Source organism: Pseudomonas sp. B21-053, assembly GCF_026016365.1.
GTDB classification, from domain to species: domain Bacteria; phylum Pseudomonadota; class Gammaproteobacteria; order Pseudomonadales; family Pseudomonadaceae; genus Aquipseudomonas; species Aquipseudomonas nunensis.
In genome coordinates this window covers 4053674-4070579 of sequence record NZ_CP087205.1, presented here as the reverse complement: position 1 = coordinate 4070579, position 16906 = coordinate 4053674, and the positions used below count along the sequence as shown (strand labels likewise).

The 16906-nt window shown below is 60.3% G+C and carries 16 protein-coding genes; 12 read left to right on the top strand and 4 right to left on the bottom strand.

Translation table 11 applies throughout. The features are described 5' to 3' along the window. The first annotated feature begins 1 nt into the window (after position 1). Positions 2–763 (top strand): ABC transporter ATP-binding protein, encoded by a 762-nt coding sequence (locus LOY68_RS18075; protein ID WP_265038879.1) that lies wholly within the window; start codon positions 2–4, stop codon positions 761–763. 383 nt (positions 764–1146) lie between these two features. Beyond that, a complete protein-coding gene (locus tag LOY68_RS18070) occupies positions 1147–2166 on the top strand; it encodes an ABC transporter substrate-binding protein (RefSeq protein ID WP_265038877.1) in 1020 nt (339 codons plus the stop codon). A gap of 428 nt (positions 2167–2594) precedes the next feature. Here the strand turns inward: LOY68_RS18070 and LOY68_RS18065 are convergent, their stop codons facing one another. Then, on the bottom strand, positions 2595–3548 hold the full coding sequence (locus LOY68_RS18065; RefSeq protein WP_265038876.1) for an aliphatic sulfonate ABC transporter substrate-binding protein: 954 nt from the start codon (positions 3546–3548) through the stop codon (positions 2595–2597). 226 nt (positions 3549–3774) lie between these two features. Here LOY68_RS18065 and LOY68_RS18060 point away from each other — a divergent pair, with 226 nt between their 5' ends. Next, positions 3775–3990 carry a TOBE domain-containing protein gene (locus LOY68_RS18060; RefSeq protein ID WP_034150404.1) on the top strand — a complete coding sequence of 72 codons (216 nt, stop codon included), beginning with the start codon at positions 3775–3777 and terminating at the stop codon, positions 3988–3990. Positions 3991–4249: 259 nt separating this feature from the next. Here LOY68_RS18060 and LOY68_RS18055 read toward each other — a convergent pair whose 3' ends face one another. Both LOY68_RS18055 and LOY68_RS18050 read right to left on the bottom strand, forming a co-directional pair. Beyond that, positions 4250–4882: a response regulator gene (locus LOY68_RS18055; RefSeq protein WP_054614475.1), complete on the bottom strand. Its 633-nt coding sequence runs from the start codon at positions 4880–4882 to the stop codon at positions 4250–4252. A 39-nt stretch (positions 4883–4921) separates the two neighbouring features. Next, complete coding sequence (locus LOY68_RS18050; RefSeq protein WP_163914553.1) at positions 4922–6277, bottom strand: cache domain-containing protein; 1356 nt, start codon at positions 6275–6277, stop codon at positions 4922–4924. A gap of 277 nt (positions 6278–6554) precedes the next feature. On the opposite strand from LOY68_RS18050, the gene LOY68_RS18045 reads away from it, so the two are divergent. Beyond that, on the top strand, positions 6555–8612 hold the full coding sequence (locus LOY68_RS18045) for a carbon starvation CstA family protein (RefSeq protein ID WP_163914555.1): 2058 nt from the start codon (positions 6555–6557) through the stop codon (positions 8610–8612). Positions 8613–8627: 15 nt separating this feature from the next. Next, positions 8628–8825 carry a YbdD/YjiX family protein gene (locus tag LOY68_RS18040; RefSeq protein WP_054050768.1) on the top strand — a complete coding sequence of 66 codons (198 nt, stop codon included), beginning with the start codon at positions 8628–8630 and terminating at the stop codon, positions 8823–8825. A 273-nt stretch (positions 8826–9098) separates the two neighbouring features. On the opposite strand, the gene LOY68_RS18030 is transcribed toward LOY68_RS18040, so the two are convergent. Next, a complete protein-coding gene (locus LOY68_RS18030; protein WP_265038868.1) occupies positions 9099–9950 on the bottom strand; it encodes a LysR substrate-binding domain-containing protein in 852 nt (283 codons plus the stop codon). A gap of 246 nt (positions 9951–10196) precedes the next feature. Here LOY68_RS18030 and LOY68_RS18025 point away from each other — a divergent pair, with 246 nt between their 5' ends. From LOY68_RS18025 to LOY68_RS17995, 7 genes are read left to right on the top strand one after another with little or no spacing between them, the layout of a single operon-like run. Then, a complete protein-coding gene (locus tag LOY68_RS18025; protein WP_265038866.1) occupies positions 10197–11039 on the top strand; it encodes a transporter substrate-binding domain-containing protein in 843 nt (280 codons plus the stop codon). A gap of 46 nt (positions 11040–11085) precedes the next feature. Continuing rightward, positions 11086–11937, top strand: a complete 852-nt coding sequence (locus tag LOY68_RS18020) for a transporter substrate-binding domain-containing protein (RefSeq protein WP_265038864.1) — start codon at positions 11086–11088, stop codon at positions 11935–11937. Beyond that, entirely contained in the window at positions 11934–13358 is a 1425-nt protein-coding gene (locus LOY68_RS18015; RefSeq protein ID WP_265038862.1) for an FAD-binding oxidoreductase, read from the top strand. The genes LOY68_RS18020 and LOY68_RS18015 overlap by 4 nt, the downstream gene beginning before the upstream one ends. Further along, positions 13355–14566 carry an aminotransferase class I/II-fold pyridoxal phosphate-dependent enzyme gene (locus LOY68_RS18010; protein WP_265038861.1) on the top strand — a complete coding sequence of 404 codons (1212 nt, stop codon included), beginning with the start codon at positions 13355–13357 and terminating at the stop codon, positions 14564–14566. The genes LOY68_RS18015 and LOY68_RS18010 overlap by 4 nt, the downstream gene beginning before the upstream one ends. Then, positions 14563–15297, top strand: a complete 735-nt coding sequence (locus tag LOY68_RS18005) for an amino acid ABC transporter permease (RefSeq protein ID WP_054614482.1) — start codon at positions 14563–14565, stop codon at positions 15295–15297. Before LOY68_RS18010 ends, LOY68_RS18005 begins: the two co-directional genes overlap by 4 nt. Next, positions 15287–16075: an amino acid ABC transporter permease gene (locus LOY68_RS18000; RefSeq protein ID WP_054050782.1), complete on the top strand. Its 789-nt coding sequence runs from the start codon at positions 15287–15289 to the stop codon at positions 16073–16075. Before LOY68_RS18005 ends, LOY68_RS18000 begins: the two co-directional genes overlap by 11 nt. Next, on the top strand, positions 16062–16898 hold the full coding sequence (locus tag LOY68_RS17995) for an amino acid ABC transporter ATP-binding protein (RefSeq protein WP_265038857.1): 837 nt from the start codon (positions 16062–16064) through the stop codon (positions 16896–16898). The genes LOY68_RS18000 and LOY68_RS17995 overlap by 14 nt, the downstream gene beginning before the upstream one ends. Positions 16899–16906 lie beyond the last annotated feature (8 nt).

Genomic DNA, 16906 nt, shown 5'->3' with positions numbered 1-16906 from the left:
GATGAGCCAGAGCCCGATAGCCGACCCGCTGCTGAGCGTGGAGCAGGTTGAAGTTTTCTACGAGCAGTCGATTCTCGCCTTGCGCGGCGTCTCGTTGCAGGTCGGCAAAGGGCAGATGGTGGCGTTGCTCGGGGCCAATGGCGCCGGTAAAAGCACCACGCTCAAGGCGATTTCCAGCCTGGTGCGCGCCGAACGCGGCGAAGTGACCACGGGGCGGGTTGTCTATCAAGGGCAAGAGATCACCGAGGCCGATCCTGCCAGTTTGGTGCTGGCGGGTTTGGCGCAGGTGCTTGAAGGGCGGCACTGTTTTACGCACCTGAGCGTCGAGCAGAACCTGTTGATCGGCGGCTTTGCCGGGCGGCCTTCACGCAAGGTGCTGAGTCAGCGGCTGGAGCGCATCTACGGTTACTTCCCGAGGTTGCGGCTGTTGCGCAAACGCCTCACGGGCTACACCTCCGGCGGCGAGCAGCAAATGGTCGCCATCGGGCGTGCGCTGATGTCCGAGCCGCGCCTGTTGCTGCTGGATGAACCGTCCATGGGGTTGGCGCCCCAGGTGGTCGAGGAGATCTTCGATATTCTCGCCCGGCTTAATCGCGAGGAAGGTTTGAGCCTGCTGGTGGCCGAGCAGAACATCAACATCGCACTGGATTACGCCCAGTACGCGTTTGTGCTGGAAAACGGCCGGGTGGTGGACGAAGGTTCAGCGGCCGAACTGGCCGCGCGGGAGGACTTGCACACTTACTACCTGGGGGCTGTGGGGTAGCCTGGTACACCGCATCATCCACAACCGATTCTCTGTAGGAGCGAAGCTTGCTCGCGAAAGCGGTCGTTCATTCAACATTGACGTTGCCTGACACGCCGCCTTCGCGGGCAAGCCTCGCTCCTAGAGCGAAGGCGTCAGGTGTTGCTGATCGGTGTGCTGGGCTTTGCCCTTGATGCATTGGCCAGAGGACTGCATCGGCGTTGGGGTCACACGAATCTGGCCTAGATATCTATCGAGGCTGATGGGCAGTCTTGTATATGCGTTTATTGAATAACCAAAGCTTTAAATATTCCTTTTAGTGTTGTTACGGGCAGTGCACTTTGAGCGCCTGCGCATCCGTGCGGATTTTGCTTTCCCTTTCTTGCAATGACTTTGAGGTATTCATGGCAACTCCTTTCAAGCGTTCAGCGTTGACACTATTGGCAGCCTCCCTGGCGACGGCGAGCCTGTTGCTGAGTCCCGGCGTTCAGGCCGAAGGCAAGATCAGCATCGCCCAACAATTCGGCATTGGTTATCTGATTCTGGATGTGGTGCGCGATCAGCAACTCATCGAGAAACAGGGCAAGGCGCAAGGCCTCGATATCAAGGTCGACTGGAACAGCATCTCGGGTGCCACGGCGATGAACGAGTCGCTGCTTGCCGGCGCGCTGGACGTGGTGTCGGCCGGGGTGCCGCCGATGCTCACGATCTGGGACCGCACCAAGGGCAAGCAGAACGTCAAGGCCATCGCATCGCTGGGCTCGATGCCCAATTACTTGCTGACCAACAATCCGAACGTGAAGAGCCTCAAGGACTTCACTGAAAAGGACCGCATCGCCGTACCGGCGGCGGGTGTGGGTTTCCAGTCGCGCACGTTGCAGATCGAAACGGCGAAACAGTTTGGCCCAGAGCATTACAAGAAGTTTGACGATATCTCGATCAGCCTTGCCCACCCGGATGCAACAGCGGCGCTGATTGCGGGCGGCTCGGAAATCAACGCGCATTTTTCCAGCCCGCCGTTCCAGTATCAGGAACTGCAGAATCCCAACGTGCACAAGGTGCTGAGTTCCTACGACGTACTCGGCGGCCAGGCCACATTCAACGTGCTGTACACCACTGAAAAATTCCACGACGAAAACCCGAAGACCTACAAGGCCTTCTACGACGCGCTGGTTGAAGCCGAGAAAATCATCAAGGCCGACAAGCCCGCAGCGGCCCAGACCTACATTCGCGTAGAGCAATCGAAACTGGCCCTGCCGCTGGTTGAGAAAATCGTCGCCGACCCGGAAATCGATTTCACCGTCGTGCCACAGCGCACCTTCATCTATGCCGAGAAATTGCAGGAGTTGGGTGTGTTGAAAAACAAGGCCGCGAGCTGGAAGGATTATTTCTTTGAAGAAGCCCATGGCGGGGCGGGTAGTTGAAGCCGGGTTAGCGCTAACGTTGCCAGAAGCGGCGCGAAGGGGCCGGTACATCCGACACATCCTCTGTGCCTGGAGTACCGCTTTCGCGAGCAAGCCCGCTCCCACAGTTGATCGAGGGTGAATCAGATATTTGCGTACCACCACACTCCCCTGTGGGAGCGGGCTTGCTCGCGAAGGGGCCGGTGCATCTGACACATCCTCTGTGCCTGAAACACCGCTTTCGCGAGCAGGCTCGCTCCCACAGTTGAGCGGGGGTGGATCAGGTATTTGCGTACCACCGCAATCCCCTGTGGGAGCGAGCTTGCTCGCGATGAGGCCATTACAGCCAACATTGATGTTGACTGAACCACCGCCATCGCGAGCAAGCTAGCTCCCACAATTTGATCGTGGTGAGTCAGTGTCTGCTCTCAATCACAAAAAACTGGCACCTAGGGCTTCCAGATGTTGACGTCTTTGGCATCCACCGCTTTAGGCAGTAACCCCTCGGCAAAAAACGCATCGGCGATTTTCTGTTGTTCGCCCAACTGGTCAGCCTTCACCGGTTGTACCTGGTAACTGCGATGGGCATTCGCCGCCTCGACGGTTTCCACATCCAGATTGCCCCACAGCGGCCCGAGTACTTGTGCGGCATCTCGCGGGTTGTGTTTGATCCAGTCGCCGGCCTTGTGCAGTTGTTCGTAAACCAGTTTCAGGACTTCCGGGTGTTCCTTGGCGTAGGCATTGCTGGTCAGGTAATAGCGTTTGTAGCTGGCCAGCCCGGCGCCGTCTGCCAGGGTGCGGGTCGGCAGTTGGCGTTGCACGCCAGTGAGGAACGGTTCCCAGGTGACCCACGCATCGACCTTGTTGTTCTCGAAAGCTGCCCGGCCATCAGCCGGGGACAGGTACGCCGGCTCAATGTCGGAAAACTTCAAGCCAGCCTTGTTCAGAGCCGCGATCAGCAAGTAGTGGGAGCCCGCCGCTTTGGTCACCGCGATTTTCTTGCCTTTCAAATCTGTCAGTTGCTGCAACGGCGAATCCTTGCGCACCACAATCGCCTGGGCCGAAGGCGAGGGCGCTTCCTCGGCAAAGTAGGTCAATTTGGCCTGCGCGGCCTGGGCGAAAATCGGCACGGTATCGGCCACGTCGGCGCTGATATCGACGTTGCCGACGTTCAACGCTTCCAGCAGCGGCAAGCCACTGGAGAACTCATGCCAGGTCACGTCGATGTTGTTTTGCGCGAGGGTCTTTTCCAGGGTGCCCTGGGTTTTCAGCAGGGTGATCAGGGTCGATGACTTCTGGTAACCGATGCGTACCGTTTCCCGGGCTTGGGCCGGCAGTGCGAAGGACAAGGCCAGTGCGACAACCAGACCGGACAGGACAGCATTCTTGAGGGGTTTTGACATGGCGAACTCGACAGTTGGCAATGGAGAAGGTGGCGAACTGTCGTGAGCATAGGGTTCTAAGAATTATTCTTTAAATAATTTTTAGATATTAGCTTAGGGGTTTTGCATATGCGATTCAGGAATAAATAAATCGTTATTTATTCCTTTTGTAATCTGCCGAAGCAGTGCATTTTGAAGGCCTGCACCTCAGTGCGGTTTCGCCCCACATCAGACAGGAAGCCTCAACATGACCATTAAAGCGATCAACGTTCGTAACCAGTTCAAAGGTGTAATCAAAGAAATCCTGGAAGGCGAAGTGGTCTCGGAAATCGACGTGCAAACCGCCTCCGGCATCGTCACCTCGGTGATCACCACCCGTTCCGTGCGCGATCTGGAATTGAAAATCGGCAGCGAAGTGATTGCGTTCGTGAAGTCCACCGAAGTGTCGATTGCCAAGCTCTGAAACCGAGCGAAACATCCTCTCCATAATAGCTGCCGAGGTCGTTCGCTCGTAGCAGCTGTCGAGGCACGAGGCTGCGTTCGGCTGCGAAGCAGTCGTGAAATCAGGCTACGCGGAGTTTCAGGAAGACCGCATGCTCCGGTTTTACGACTGCTGCGCAGCCGAACGCAGCCTCGTGCCTCGGCAGCTGCTACGAGCGAACGCAGCCTCGCAGGCTCGACAGCTGCTACGAGCGAACGCAGAGCTGCTACGGGGGGATGGCTTAGCGAGAAATCAATCCACGCTCAATCGCGTAGTTGAGCAGCGCCGCCGGTTTGTCGATGTTGAGTTTGCGGCGAATGCTCAGGCGATGGGTTTCCACGGTGCGCACGCTGATGTCGAGCTCGCGGGCCATTTCCTTGTTGTTCATGCCCAACACCATTTTGCACAGCACCTCGCTTTCACGCGGGGTCAGTTCGTTGTCGGCAGGGCGCTCGGCCGCCAGTTTCTGGGCGATTTCCGCGCTGTAGAACGTGCCGCCACTGGCGATCGCTTCGATCGCGGCGATGATTTCGCGCGAAGGCGAGTTCTTCAGCACATAGCCGCTGGCCCCCGAGCGCACCGACTCGCTCACGTACTCGTTGTTGTCGTACATGCTCAGGATCAGAATCTTGATCTCCGGGTGTTCGCGGCGCAGTTGCCTAGTCAGTTCCAGGCCATTCATGTCCTTGAGGCCGATATCCACCAGCAGCAAATCCGGCTGTGTCTCGCGGACCATTTCAATCGCGCTCGCGCCACTGTCGGCTTCACCGACGATGGCCAGGAAATCCACCACCGTCAGTAACGCGCGGATGCCGTCACGCACCAGTGAATGATCGTCGACCAAAGCGACGCGGATCGGGAAGGGCAGGCTCATCAATGCAGCTCTCTTATTGTTGTGAGAGGATGATCGGCTTCAAGCGGCCGTCATGCTCATCGGGATAAGGACGTTCAGTTCACTTCGGCCCGGCGTTGAATGCAGGTCGAGTCGGCCACCAAAGTGCTCGACCCGTTCACGGATATTGCGCAGACCAATTCCGGCGTTCAGGCGATCGACGCGGTTGACGTTAAAGCCGACGCCGTTATCCACGACCACCAGTCGCAACGCCTCTTTGGACCCCTGTAACGTGATCGACACCGAGCTGGCCTGGGCGTGCCGTTCAATGTTGGTCAGGCCTTCCTGGGCGATGCGGAACACGGCCACGGCGGCGCCATCCACCAGATCACAGTCGAACAGATCGCTTTCGTAGTTCACCTGCAAGCCACTGCGCTGCTGGAATTCGGCGGCCAATTGGCCGATGGCGGCGGGCAGGCCGAGGGTGTCGAGCAGCGATGAACGCAAGTCATGGGAAATGCTCCGCACCTCGCCGATGGCACTGCCCAGACGCTCGGTGGCTTCGCGCAGAATACTCAGGCCATTGTCGCGTCCGGCCTCGATCAGATGGCTGGCCAGTTCGAACTGAAACTTGATCGACACCAACAATTGGCTGATGCCGTCATGCAGTTCCCGGGAAACCCGCGAGCGTTCCTCTTCCTGCAAGCTGACGATGCGCTGGTTGAGGCGCTGGAGTTTTTTGTCGGCCAGACGATGTTCACTGACGTTCAACGTCATGCCGCTGACGAACACCAGCAGCACCGCAATCAGTGCGACCGCGGTAATCGCCAGCATGGTGCCGTGGATGCCATTGGCGACTTCATCCCGGGCTTGTTGCGTGGCCTGCTCGACGTCTTCGAGATAGATGCCAGTGCCGAGCATCCAGCCCCAGCGGTCGAGCATCACTACGTAGGCGAGTTTGTCGGTGACCGCGCCGGTCGAGGGTTTTTTCCAGGCGTAGCGTTGGAAACCGGCGCCGGACTCCGCGCTTTTCAGCAAGGCTTGAATCACTGGCAGACCGTGCGGGTCGGTCATGTTCCACAGGTATTTGCCCACCAGGTCCGACTGCCGTGCATGCATCAGGCTGCGGCCCTGGCGGTCGTAGACGAAGAAGTAACCGTCGATGCCGAAGCTCAGTTTGCGCAACTCTTCGAGCACTCGCTGCTGCGCGACTTCGTCGCCCTTGCCGTCGGCATACAGCGGCTCGATCAGGCTCTTGGCCATTTCTACGTAGTTTTTCAGTTCCGCGCGTTTGCTGGCGAGGATGCTGTCCTCGATCAACTGCGCCTGCTGCTCGCCGAGCTGGCGATTCTGGAACATGACCAGGGCGCAAATCACTGCAATCGCCAGGATCAGCGGCAGGATGCCCAAGGCAACGATTTTGTGTTTGAGCTGCATATCTACTCCTGTCCAGACCGGGCGACGGTGCGGCAGGGCCGTTGGTGGGTGGCGTGGTTGGCGCATCATAGGCCAAAAAGATCTTCACTTCCCCAGCGTAAAGCGCCGTCGGACTAATGGATAAATCCGCTCTGCGTAGTACTACGTAGAAGGGCCTTACGTAGTACTGCGGATTTCACTGATGGCGACATGCGCGGATATTAGGCACGCTCGCATAACGGGCACCATTATAAAAATTATCGCCGCGGCCTATCGGACTGCCGGCAGGAGACACGCAATGACCCGTCTGGTTAAACACCTCGCCTGGTTTGTCGTGGCTGTCATTGGAGCGATTGCGCTGAGTGTCGTGGCCTTGCGCCGCGGCGAAGCGATCAACGCCCTCTGGATCGTCGTCGCCGCCACCGCCATCTATCTTGTTGCCTACCGCTACTACAGCCTGTTCATCGCCACCCGGGTGATGCAACTCGACCCCAATCGCGCCACTCCCGCAGTTCTCAACAACGATGGCCTGGACTACGTCCCGACCAACAAACACATCCTTTTCGGTCACCACTTCGCGGCGATTGCTGGCGCGGGGCCTTTGGTCGGGCCGGTATTGGCGGCGCAAATGGGCTATTTGCCCGGCACGCTGTGGCTGATCGCCGGTGTGGTGTTTGCTGGCGCGGTGCAGGACTTCATGGTGCTGTTCCTGTCCACACGCCGTAACGGCCGTTCCCTGGGCGATATGGTCCGTGAAGAAATGGGCCGCATCCCCGGCACCATCGCGCTGTTTGGCTGCTTCCTGATCATGATCATCATCCTCGCGGTGCTGGCGCTGATCGTGGTCAAGGCCTTGGCCGATAGCCCTTGGGGCATGTTCACCGTGATGGCGACGATCCCGATCGCGATGTTCATGGGCATCTACATGCGCTATATCCGCCCGGGTCGCATTGGCGAAATCTCGGTGATCGGCGTGGCGTTGCTGCTCGGTTCGATCTTCGTCGGCGGGCAGATTGCGGCTGATCCAGCCTGGGCCAAGGTCTTCAGCTTCACCGGTGTGCAAATCACCTGGATGCTGATCGGCTACGGTTTTGTCGCGGCGGTTTTGCCGGTGTGGCTGATCCTTGCGCCGCGTGACTACCTGTCGACCTTCCTGAAAATCGGCACCATCCTGGCGCTGGCCGTCGGGATCCTGGTGACCATGCCCGAGCTGAAAATGCCGGCGCTGACCCAATTTATCGACGGCACCGGGCCGGTGTGGAAGGGCGGTCTGTTCCCGTTCCTGTTCATCACCATCGCCTGTGGCGCGGTCTCCGGTTTCCACGCACTGATCGCTTCCGGCACCACGCCGAAACTGCTCGCCAGCGAAGGCCATGCCCGTTACATCGGTTACGGCGGCATGCTGATGGAATCCTTCGTCGCGATCATGGCGATGGTCGCTGCTTCGGTGATCGAGCCGGGCGTGTACTTCGCCATGAACAGCCCGGCGGCCGTGGTCGGTGGTGATGTGGTGGCTGTGGCACAAACCGTCAGCAGCTGGGGTTTTGCGATTACTCCAGAAGCGCTGCAAGCCGTCGCCCATGACATCGGTGAAACCACCGTGCTGGCTCGCGCCGGCGGTGCACCGACCCTGGCCGTTGGTATCGCGCAGATCCTGCACAGCGTGCTGCCGGGTGAAAACACCATGGCGTTCTGGTACCACTTTGCGATCCTGTTTGAAGCGCTGTTTATCCTGACCGCCGTGGACGCTGGCACCCGTGCTGGACGCTTCATGCTTCAGGATTTGCTCGGCTCCTTTGTCCCGGCGCTGAAACGCACCGAGTCCTGGACCGCCAACCTGATTGCCACCGCCGGTTGTGTGGCGATGTGGGGTTACTTGCTCTATCAAGGCGTGATCGATCCGCTCGGCGGGATCAACACGTTGTGGCCGCTGTTCGGCATCTCCAACCAGATGCTCGCCGGCATCGCGTTGATGCTTGCCACGGTTGTGCTGATCAAAATGAAACGCCAACGCTACATCTGGGTGACCTTGTTGCCAGCCGCGTGGTTGCTGATCTGCACCACGACTGCGGGCTTCATCAAGCTGTTCGACGCGAACCCGGCGATCGGCTTCCTGGCCCTGGCCAAGAAATACAGCGATGCCTTGGCCAACGGCCAGATCCTCGCGCCGGCCAAGGACATCAACCAGATGCAGCACGTGATCTACAACGCGTATACCAACGCAACGCTGACGGCGCTGTTCCTGTTCGTGGTGTTCAGCATCCTGTTCTATGCGCTCAAGGTCGGTATTTCCGCCTGGGGTACCAAAGAACGCACGGATAAAGAATCGCCATTCCAGGCTGTGCCGGACGTGTGATCGAGGATTGCCACGATGTTCAATGACCTGAGTCGCCTCGGTAAATACCTCGGTCAGGCCGCACGCCTGATGGTCGGCATGCCCGACTACGACAACTACGTCGAGCATATGCAAACCAAACACCCGGACAAACCGGTGATGGACTACGAGATGTTCTTCCGCGAACGCCAGGAAGCACGTTACGGGAGCAAGGCCGGGCCGAAGTGTTGTTAAGCCGATAGCCCGGTACATGCAATTCCCCCCTGTGGGAGCGGGCTTGCTCGCGAAGGCGTCGCGTCAGTCAGCATCTTTATCGACTGACACACCGCCTTCGCGAGCAAGCCCGCTCCCACATTTGATTGGGGTTGAACCTTGTATTTGTGAGCGACGCAAAACCCCTGTGGGAGCGAGCCTGCTCGCGAAGGCAATCTGTCAGTCGATATCTTTGTTGGCTGACACACCGCTTTCGCGAGCAAGCTCGCTCCCACAGTTGTTTTGTGGTGTTGGCTAGTGGCCCTGATTGCTTTTGATTAAATCGTAGGCCCTGCGCACCAGCGGGTTCACGGTGTTTGGCCGGATCCACAGGTGATACGTCACATCCGGCAATCGCGGTAACCCATCGTTTTCCCCCAGCACCCGCATGTCTGGCCCGAGCATTTCCATGCTTCTCGGGGTCACGCCCAACCCTGCGCGGGTCGCGGCTTTGATGCCGATCAGGTTCGACGCCAGGTACGCCTGGCGCCAAGGGATATTCGCGCGTTCCAGGGCTTCCAGCGCATAACGCCGATAAATACTCGGCTCATCCACCAGGATCAGCGGCAACGGTTCGCCGGGGTTGTGGATGTACTGCGCCGAGCAAATCCACCACACCGGCGAGGTGCGCAAGGCGAAGCCTTCGAGGTTGGGATCGGCGCGGGTGGAGATCACCATGTCGACCTTGCCCCGGTGCAGGTCATCCATCAGAAACGGACTGCGCCCGACATCGATCTCCAGGCGCAAACGCGGTGCCGAGCGCGCAATGTGGCTGAGCATCCGCGGCAGGATGGTGTCGGCGATGTCGTGGGGCGAGCCGATGCGCAGCACGCCGCTCAAGCTGCTTTCGCGAAGGGAATTCAGCGCATCGTCATTCAAGGAAAGCATCTGCCGCGCATGCCGCAGCAACTGCTGGCCGGCTTCGGTGAGCTGTTTTTGTCGTCCGCGCTTCTCGAACAGACTCACCCCGACCTGCTGCTCCAGGCGTTGCATATGCTGGGTGACGGACGATTGCGTGCGGTCTAGTTGCGCGCCGGCTTCGGCGAAGCTGTGGTGATCGACCACGGCGATAAAGGTGCGCAGTAATTCGAGATCGAGGGTCGACATGGCGGCTGCTTTTTATATCAAGGGTGCAAACCTAAACATTACATAATTTTATGTATTTGTTGATGGGTATTTTTCGCAAGGACCGTGAGTCCCAGTAAATACGGCGATATAAGCGTTTTGCTCAGAAATGAAATACTGCGAGTTATAACGATATTAGATATTTGTATTTCCGTTACCTGGGCGCTGTACCCAGGATGCCCACTCAATCAGGTCGGGGTACGCCGATCATCCATGAGGGGGAAATCCATGTTGCTCGAGCGCTCACCCGTAAAACGATTATTGCCTGTGATGCTGGGCGCCTTGATCTCCTTGTCCGGCATCACCGCCGCGCAAGCCGACGCCACTCTGGACAAGATCCAGGAACGCCACGTGTTGGTGGTCGGCGTGCTGCTGTCCGGCGGCCCGTTCGGCGGGATCGATCCCACTAGCCAGAAACCTCGCGGCTTGAACGTTGACCTCGCCAACGAGCTGGGCCGGCAACTCGGCGCCGAAGTGCAACTGGTTCCGGTACTGCCGGCCAACCGCGTGCAATTCCTGCAACAGGGCAAGGTCGATTTGCTGATCGCCAACATGGAATGGACCGCCGAGCGCGGCGAGATCCTCGGCTTTGTGCCGACACCGTTCTACCGCGTTGGCGGCACTGCTGCCGTGCTCAAGGACAGCAAGATCACTCGCTGGGAAGACCTGAAGAATCAACCGGTCTGCACCTCCCAGGGAAGCAGCTACGTCAAGCCGCTGACCGAGTTGGGCGCCGAGATCAAAGCGTTCAAGAGCTCGTCAGAATCCTTGCTGGCCCTGCGCGGCAACAACTGCGTCGCCGCCGTGCATGACGCCACGCTGATCAACCCACTGATCGCCGACACCGCCGAATGGCAGGGCTACCGCGCGATCTCCCCGGAACTCAACCCGGCGCCGTCGGTGATCTGGACCCGTCGTGGCGAGAGCGACACCCAGGCCAGACTCGACCCGATCATCAAGGAACTGCACCGCAGCGGCTGGTTGATCGAGGCCCAGACCCGCAACCACATTACCCCGGCATCCCCGGCGCTGGTCGAGTTGCAGAAACAGTTCCAGGCCAACGGTGCCTGAGTCCGGCTCCTCGTTTTCAACCGATCAACGCTCAAGGTAGCCGTGCATGAAGCCACTTTTTTCCGCCAGATCCCTGACCACCCTGTGCCTGGCCGGATGCGCCGCACTGGCCGCCAGCCTCGCTCAGGCCGACGCCACCCTGGACAAAATCCAGCAGCGTCACGCTATCAGCGTCGGGGTGATTCTCAGTGGCCCGCCGTTCGGCACCATCGACCCGAAGAGCGGCGAACACCTGGGCTACAACGTCGAACTGGCCAAGGGCATCGGCAAGGCTCTGGGGGTCGAGGCCAACACTGTTTCAGTGCTGGCGCCGAACCGCGTGCAGTTCCTGCAACAGGGCAAGGTCGACATCCTGATCGCCAACATGCAGTACACCGATGAGCGCGCCGAGATTCTCGACTATGTGCCCACACCTTATGAAGAAGTCGGCGGCGCCGCACTGATTCACAAAGGCGCGGGCATCACTCAGTGGGCCGACCTGAAGGGCAAACCGGTGTGCGTGTCTCAGGGCAGCAATTTCATCAAGCCGTTGCAGGAAACCTACGGCGCAGAAATCAAGGCGTTCCGCAGTCAATCTGAATCACTGTTGTCCCTGCGCGGCAATGGTTGCGTGGCAGCGGTACACGTCAGCCCGACCATGCATGCGTTGCTGAGCGATGCCGAGTGGGCCGGTTATGAAATCCCGCTGCCGGGGGATTTGATCCCGTCGAACTCGGTGATCTGGATTCGCAAAGGCGAACACGACACCCAAGCCAAACTGGATGCCATCGTCCGCGACTGGCACCGCAGCGGCTGGTTGATCGCGCTGGGCGAACGCACCGGTATGGCGCCATCCCAGGCTTTGCGTGACTTGCATGAACAGTATCGCAACGCCGCACCGCTGGCGGTTCAACCATGAGCCAAGGGTTGTTCGCGACATTGCAGCAACTGCTCGGCGCCAGCCATGTGCAAAGTGGCGAAGAGGCTGCGCCGTACCTGACGGACAAGCAGGGTCGCTACGTCGGGCAGGTGATCGCCGCCGTGCACCCGGCCAACACCGAAGAAGTCGCGGCGGTGGTCCGCGCCTGCGTGGCGAATGACACACCGATCGTGGTGCAGGGCGGCAACACCGGTTTGATGGGCGGCGCGACCCCGGACGCCAGTGGCCGCGCCGTGTTGCTGTTGCTCGATCGCCTGAACCGCGTACGCAATGTGGACACCGACAACGACACCCTGACCGTTGAGGCCGGCTGCATTCTGCAAACCGTGCAGGATGTGGCGCGCAACGCCGGACGCCTGTTTCCCCTGAGCCTCGGCGCTGAAGGCAGTTGCACGATTGGCGGCAACTTCGGCACCAACGCCGGCGGCACGGCGGTGCTGCGTTATGGCAATACCCGCGAGCTGACCCTAGGTCTGGAAGTGGTCACCGCCCAAGGCGAAATCTGGAATGGCCTGCGCGGTTTGCGCAAGGACAACACCGGCTACGACCTGCGCGACCTGTTTATCGGCAGCGAAGGCACGCTCGGCATTATCACCGCTGCGACCCTGAAACTGTTTCCGCTGCCCAAGGCCCAGGCCACCGCGTTGCTGGCCTTCGATTCGCTGGCCCAAGCGGTGACGTTCCTGTCCCACGCCCGCGCCGGTTTCGGCGCCAGCCTGACTGCGTTCGAATTGCTCAGCGCCGATTGCCTGGCGTTGTTGCGCGAACAGTTTCCCGAAGGTCCGCAACCGTTTCTCGGCGCGGTGCAACCGTGGTTTGCGCTGCTGGAACTCTCGGATAACCACAGCGAAAGCCATGCCCGCGAAGCCTTTGAAACGGTGCTGGGCGATGCCTTTGAACAGGAGCTGCTGGCCAACGCACTGATCGCCGAAAGCCTGGCCCAGAGCGAAGGTTTGTGGCTGCTGCGGGAAAACATGAGCGAGGCGCAGAAGCGTGCCGGGCGCAACATGAAGCACGACATCTCGGTGCCGATTTCCCAGGTCGTGGCGTTTGTCGCGCACACCGATGCGCTGCTGCAACAGCACTTTCCTGGCGTGCGGCATTTCACCTTCGGTCATTTGGGCGACGGCAACCTGCATTACAACGTCGCGCACCCGCTGGATTCGACGGTCGAGGCGCACATGGCCAACTACGCAGCGCTTAGCGAGTTGGTGCACGACAGCGCCCACGCCCATGGCGGTTCGATCAGTGCCGAACACGGCATCGGCCAGCGTAAGGTCGGTCTGCTGGGTCGCTACAAAAGCCCGGTGGAGCTGGACCTGATGCGTCGCATCAAGCACGCGCTGGACCCGAGAAACCTGCTCAATCCGGGCAAAGTCGTGGAGGTGGCCAAGCCATGAGTGTTCGCCTGTCCAAACGCGTGCAGCGGGTTTCGCTGTCGGCCAACGCCGCCGCCAAATCCCAGGCCACGGCATTGCGCGAGAGCGGTCGCGACATCCTCGACCTGACCACCGGCGAGCCGGATTTCGACACCCCGGAACACATCAAGCAAGCCGCGTATGCCGCCATTGCCGCTGGCGCCACCAAGTACACGCCGACGCCGGGAGTGAAAGCGTTAAGACTGGCCGTACAACGCAAGCTCCAACGCGAAAACCGACTGGAGTACCCGCTGGAATCCATCGTGATTGCCAACGGCGCGAAACAGATCATCTTCAACGCCTTCGCCGCCACCCTCGATGAGGGCGATGAAGTGCTGGTGCCGACGCCGTACTGGCCGTCGTTCCCGGACAGCGTGCGCATCAATGGCGGCGAGCCGGTGTTTATCGAGTGCGGGTTGGCACAAGGCTGCAAGCTGACGCCGCAGCAATTGGAGCAACTCATCGGCGAACGCACGCGATGGCTGATTCTCAACGGTCCAGGCAACCCGAGCGGCGCGGTGTACAGCGCCGACGAGTTGCAGGCATTGGCCGAGGTGCTGCGGCGCCATCCACACGTGCTGATCCTGCTGGATGAGCTTTACGAACATATTCGCTTTGACGGCCAGCCACCGCTGAGTCTTCTGAACGTCGCGCCGGATTTGCAACCGCGTTGCTTGCTGGTGGGCGGGGTGTCCAAGACCTACGCCATGACCGGTTGGCGCATCGGCTTCGGTGCCGGGCCGCAGGTGCTGACCAGCGCGATGGCGGTTGTGCAATCGCAATCGACGTCGGGGGCTTCCTCGGTCGGTCAGGCTGCGGCGCTGGCCGCTTTCGACGGCGGGCTGGATTTCCTGCCGGCGCAGGTCGCCGCCTACCACCAGCGCAGGGATCTGCTGGTAAAAGCATTGAGTGCAGTCGATGGTCTTGAGGTGCTTGAACCTCAGGGAGGCTTCTTCGTGTTCGTCCGCTGCGAAGGCTTGTTGGGACGTTATCGCCCGGGAGGCGCGCGCCTGGACAGTGACGCCGATGTCGTCGCGTATTTGCTGGAGGAGGGCGTCGCTGGCGTGGCGGGCAGCGCCTATGGCTTGTCGCCGTGGTTTCGCCTGTCCATCGCCACCGCGACTGACAGCGTCACAGAAGCCGGCCGCCGCATCGCTCACGCCTGCGGGCAATTGCGAGGCGCAGCATGAGTCATCTGTTGGAGCTGTTCGTCCACTGGACCGCCGGGTTTGGTCTCAATTACAACTTCCTGCTGGACGCCTATCAGCGCGGCACGTTGGAGCAAGGCGCGCTGACCACCGCGCTGCTGTGCCTGTTCACCATCGTCGGCAGTTTGCTGGCGGGTGTCGGGTTGGCGGCGATGTTGACCTCGGGCAAACCGTGGCTGGCTAAACCGGCGCGGGTGTTCATCGAAGTCACCCGCAACACGCCGACGCTGGTGCAGCTGTATTGCGCGTTCCTGGTGTTGAACATGCTGTTGACCCAAGCCGTCGGCGCGGCGAATCCACTGACGCCGTTTGCCTGGGTGGTGATCGTGATCTCGCTGCACAAGGGCGCGTTCCACGCCGAAGCCTTGCGCGCCGGGATCGAAGCAGTGCCAGCGGTGACCCTGGAAGCCGCCAGTTCCCTGGCCTTCAGCAGCCGCCAGTTGCTGTGGAATGTGCAACTGCCGCTGGCCCTGCGTTTTGCCTTGCCGTCGCTGATCAACAACCTGATCGACCTGGTGAAGATGACCGCCGTGGCCTCGGCGATTGCCGTGGGCGACATCACCTACGCGGCGATCATGATCTGGACCCAAAGCGATAACGTGCTGGAGCTGATGATCCTGATCCTGAGCTTTTTCGGCCTGCTGAGTTTTATCGTCAATTGTGTGGGGCGCCTGCTCGAAGCGCGCCTGAGGATGCCCGGCTATGGCCATTGAATCGTCCGTCAGCGCACCGCTGGCCTGGCCGCGCCGGCATGTCGGCAAGTTGCTGTTGTTGGCTGGCGCGGTGCTGTTTTTGCTGTATTTCGCGCCGCAAAGTCCGGTGTTCAAGGCGTTGCTGCAATGGTCGCCGGCATTAGCGGTCGGCTTTGGCCAGAACATTCTGATCAGCCTGGTGGCGATTGGTCTGGGCTCGGTGCTGGGATTGCTGGTGGGTGCGTTGGCCGTGTCGCCGCTGCGCCTGTTGCGCTTGCCGGCGCAGATCTGGGTGCAGATTTTCCGCAATGCGCCGTGGCTGGTGCTGATCTATTTCACCACCTACGTGTTCCCGTTCGAGATCAAGCTTGGTAGCACCTATGTCTCGTTCCCGGACTGGGTCAAGGTCACCATCGGCCTGGCCTTGCCGGCGAGTGCCAACGTCGCGGAAATCTTCCGGGGCGCCATCGCCTCGATCCCCAGCACCCAATGGGAAGCCGCGCGTTCCCTGGCGTTTACCCGGGGGCAGATTTTCCGTTCGATCATCCTTCCGCAGTGCTTCAAACGCATGTTGCCGCCGTGGATGAACCTCTACGCGGTAATCACCATGGGCACCGCACTGGCGTCACTGGTGGGCGTGCATGACGTGATCGACACCGCGCAGATCGCCAGCAACACCGTGAACATGACCGGTTTCACCGTAGTGATTTACCTGAGTTTGCTGGTGCTGTTCTTTGCCTATTGCTACCCGATTTCCCGACTGACCCAACGCCTGGAGCGACGTTATGCCTTCTATTGAAACCGTCGCCGAGCCCCTGGTCAGCCTGCGCGACCTGCACCTGTCGTTCGGCGCCAACCCGGTGCTCAAGGGCATCGACCTCGACGTGCATCGCGGCCAGGCCGTGTCGATCATCGGCCCGTCGGGCTCCGGCAAGTCGACGATCCTGCGCTGCATCACCGGCCTGTTGCAGCCCCAGCGCGGCAGCATCCGCGTCGGCAGCACCGAAGTGCATACGTTGGCCAAGGAAGCCCAGCGCATCGAACTGCGTAAACGCGTGGGTTTTGTGTTCCAGCAATACAACCTGTTCCCGCATTTGTCGGTGCTGGAAAACCTGGTGATCGCCCCGCGCAAAGTGTTGGGCCGCGGCCGCGCCGAGGCGGAAAAAGAGGCCCGGGCACTGCTGGCCAAAGTGCGCATGGAACACAAGGCTGATGCCTATCCGGGCCAGTTGTCCGGCGGCCAGCAGCAACGGGTGGCGATTGCCCGCGCACTGGCGATGCGCCCGGAACTGATTCTGTTCGATGAGGTGACCTCGGCCCTCGACCCGGAAACCGTTGGCGAGGTGCTGACGGTGATTCGCGAGCTGACCGAAGAGGGCATGACCTGCGTGCTGGTGACCCACGAAATGCGCTTCGCCGAGGAAATCAGCGACATCGTCTACTTCACCGAAAACGGCGTGATCGTCGAACACGGCAGCGCCGCACAAATCTTCCAGCACCCGAGCAGCGAGCGCACCCAGGAGTTCCTGCGCCATGCCTTGGGTGATCCGGGCCGTCGCCCGGCGAATTCCAATGATCCGTACCTGTTGACCAACCTGAGCCGCTACAGCCTGTCTGTGTAACGAGGAGC

Excerpts from the sequence above, each read along its gene's own strand:
- LOY68_RS18040 (WP_054050768.1), top strand. The coding sequence starts at position 8,628 with ATGTTCAATGACCTGAGTCGCCTCGGTAAATACCTCGGTCAGGCCGCA.
- LOY68_RS18070 (WP_265038877.1), top strand. The coding sequence starts at position 1,147 with ATGGCAACTCCTTTCAAGCGTTCAGCGTTGACACTATTGGCAGCCTCC.
- LOY68_RS18030 (WP_265038868.1), bottom strand. The coding sequence starts at position 9,950 with ATGTCGACCCTCGATCTCGAATTACTGCGCACCTTTATCGCCGTGGTC.
- LOY68_RS18075 (WP_265038879.1), top strand. The coding sequence starts at position 2 with ATGAGCCAGAGCCCGATAGCCGACCCGCTGCTGAGCGTGGAGCAGGTT.
- LOY68_RS18045 (WP_163914555.1), top strand. The coding sequence starts at position 6,555 with ATGACCCGTCTGGTTAAACACCTCGCCTGGTTTGTCGTGGCTGTCATT.
- LOY68_RS18020 (WP_265038864.1), top strand. The coding sequence starts at position 11,086 with ATGAAGCCACTTTTTTCCGCCAGATCCCTGACCACCCTGTGCCTGGCC.
- LOY68_RS18010 (WP_265038861.1), top strand. The coding sequence starts at position 13,355 with ATGAGTGTTCGCCTGTCCAAACGCGTGCAGCGGGTTTCGCTGTCGGCC.
- LOY68_RS18050 (WP_163914553.1), bottom strand. The coding sequence starts at position 6,277 with ATGCAGCTCAAACACAAAATCGTTGCCTTGGGCATCCTGCCGCTGATC.
- LOY68_RS18000 (WP_054050782.1), top strand. The coding sequence starts at position 15,287 with ATGGCCATTGAATCGTCCGTCAGCGCACCGCTGGCCTGGCCGCGCCGG.
- LOY68_RS18015 (WP_265038862.1), top strand. The coding sequence starts at position 11,934 with ATGAGCCAAGGGTTGTTCGCGACATTGCAGCAACTGCTCGGCGCCAGC.
- LOY68_RS18055 (WP_054614475.1), bottom strand. The coding sequence starts at position 4,882 with ATGAGCCTGCCCTTCCCGATCCGCGTCGCTTTGGTCGACGATCATTCA.
- LOY68_RS18005 (WP_054614482.1), top strand. The coding sequence starts at position 14,563 with ATGAGTCATCTGTTGGAGCTGTTCGTCCACTGGACCGCCGGGTTTGGT.
- LOY68_RS17995 (WP_265038857.1), top strand. The coding sequence starts at position 16,062 with ATGCCTTCTATTGAAACCGTCGCCGAGCCCCTGGTCAGCCTGCGCGAC.
- LOY68_RS18065 (WP_265038876.1), bottom strand. The coding sequence starts at position 3,548 with ATGTCAAAACCCCTCAAGAATGCTGTCCTGTCCGGTCTGGTTGTCGCA.
- LOY68_RS18060 (WP_034150404.1), top strand. The coding sequence starts at position 3,775 with ATGACCATTAAAGCGATCAACGTTCGTAACCAGTTCAAAGGTGTAATC.
- LOY68_RS18025 (WP_265038866.1), top strand. The coding sequence starts at position 10,197 with ATGTTGCTCGAGCGCTCACCCGTAAAACGATTATTGCCTGTGATGCTG.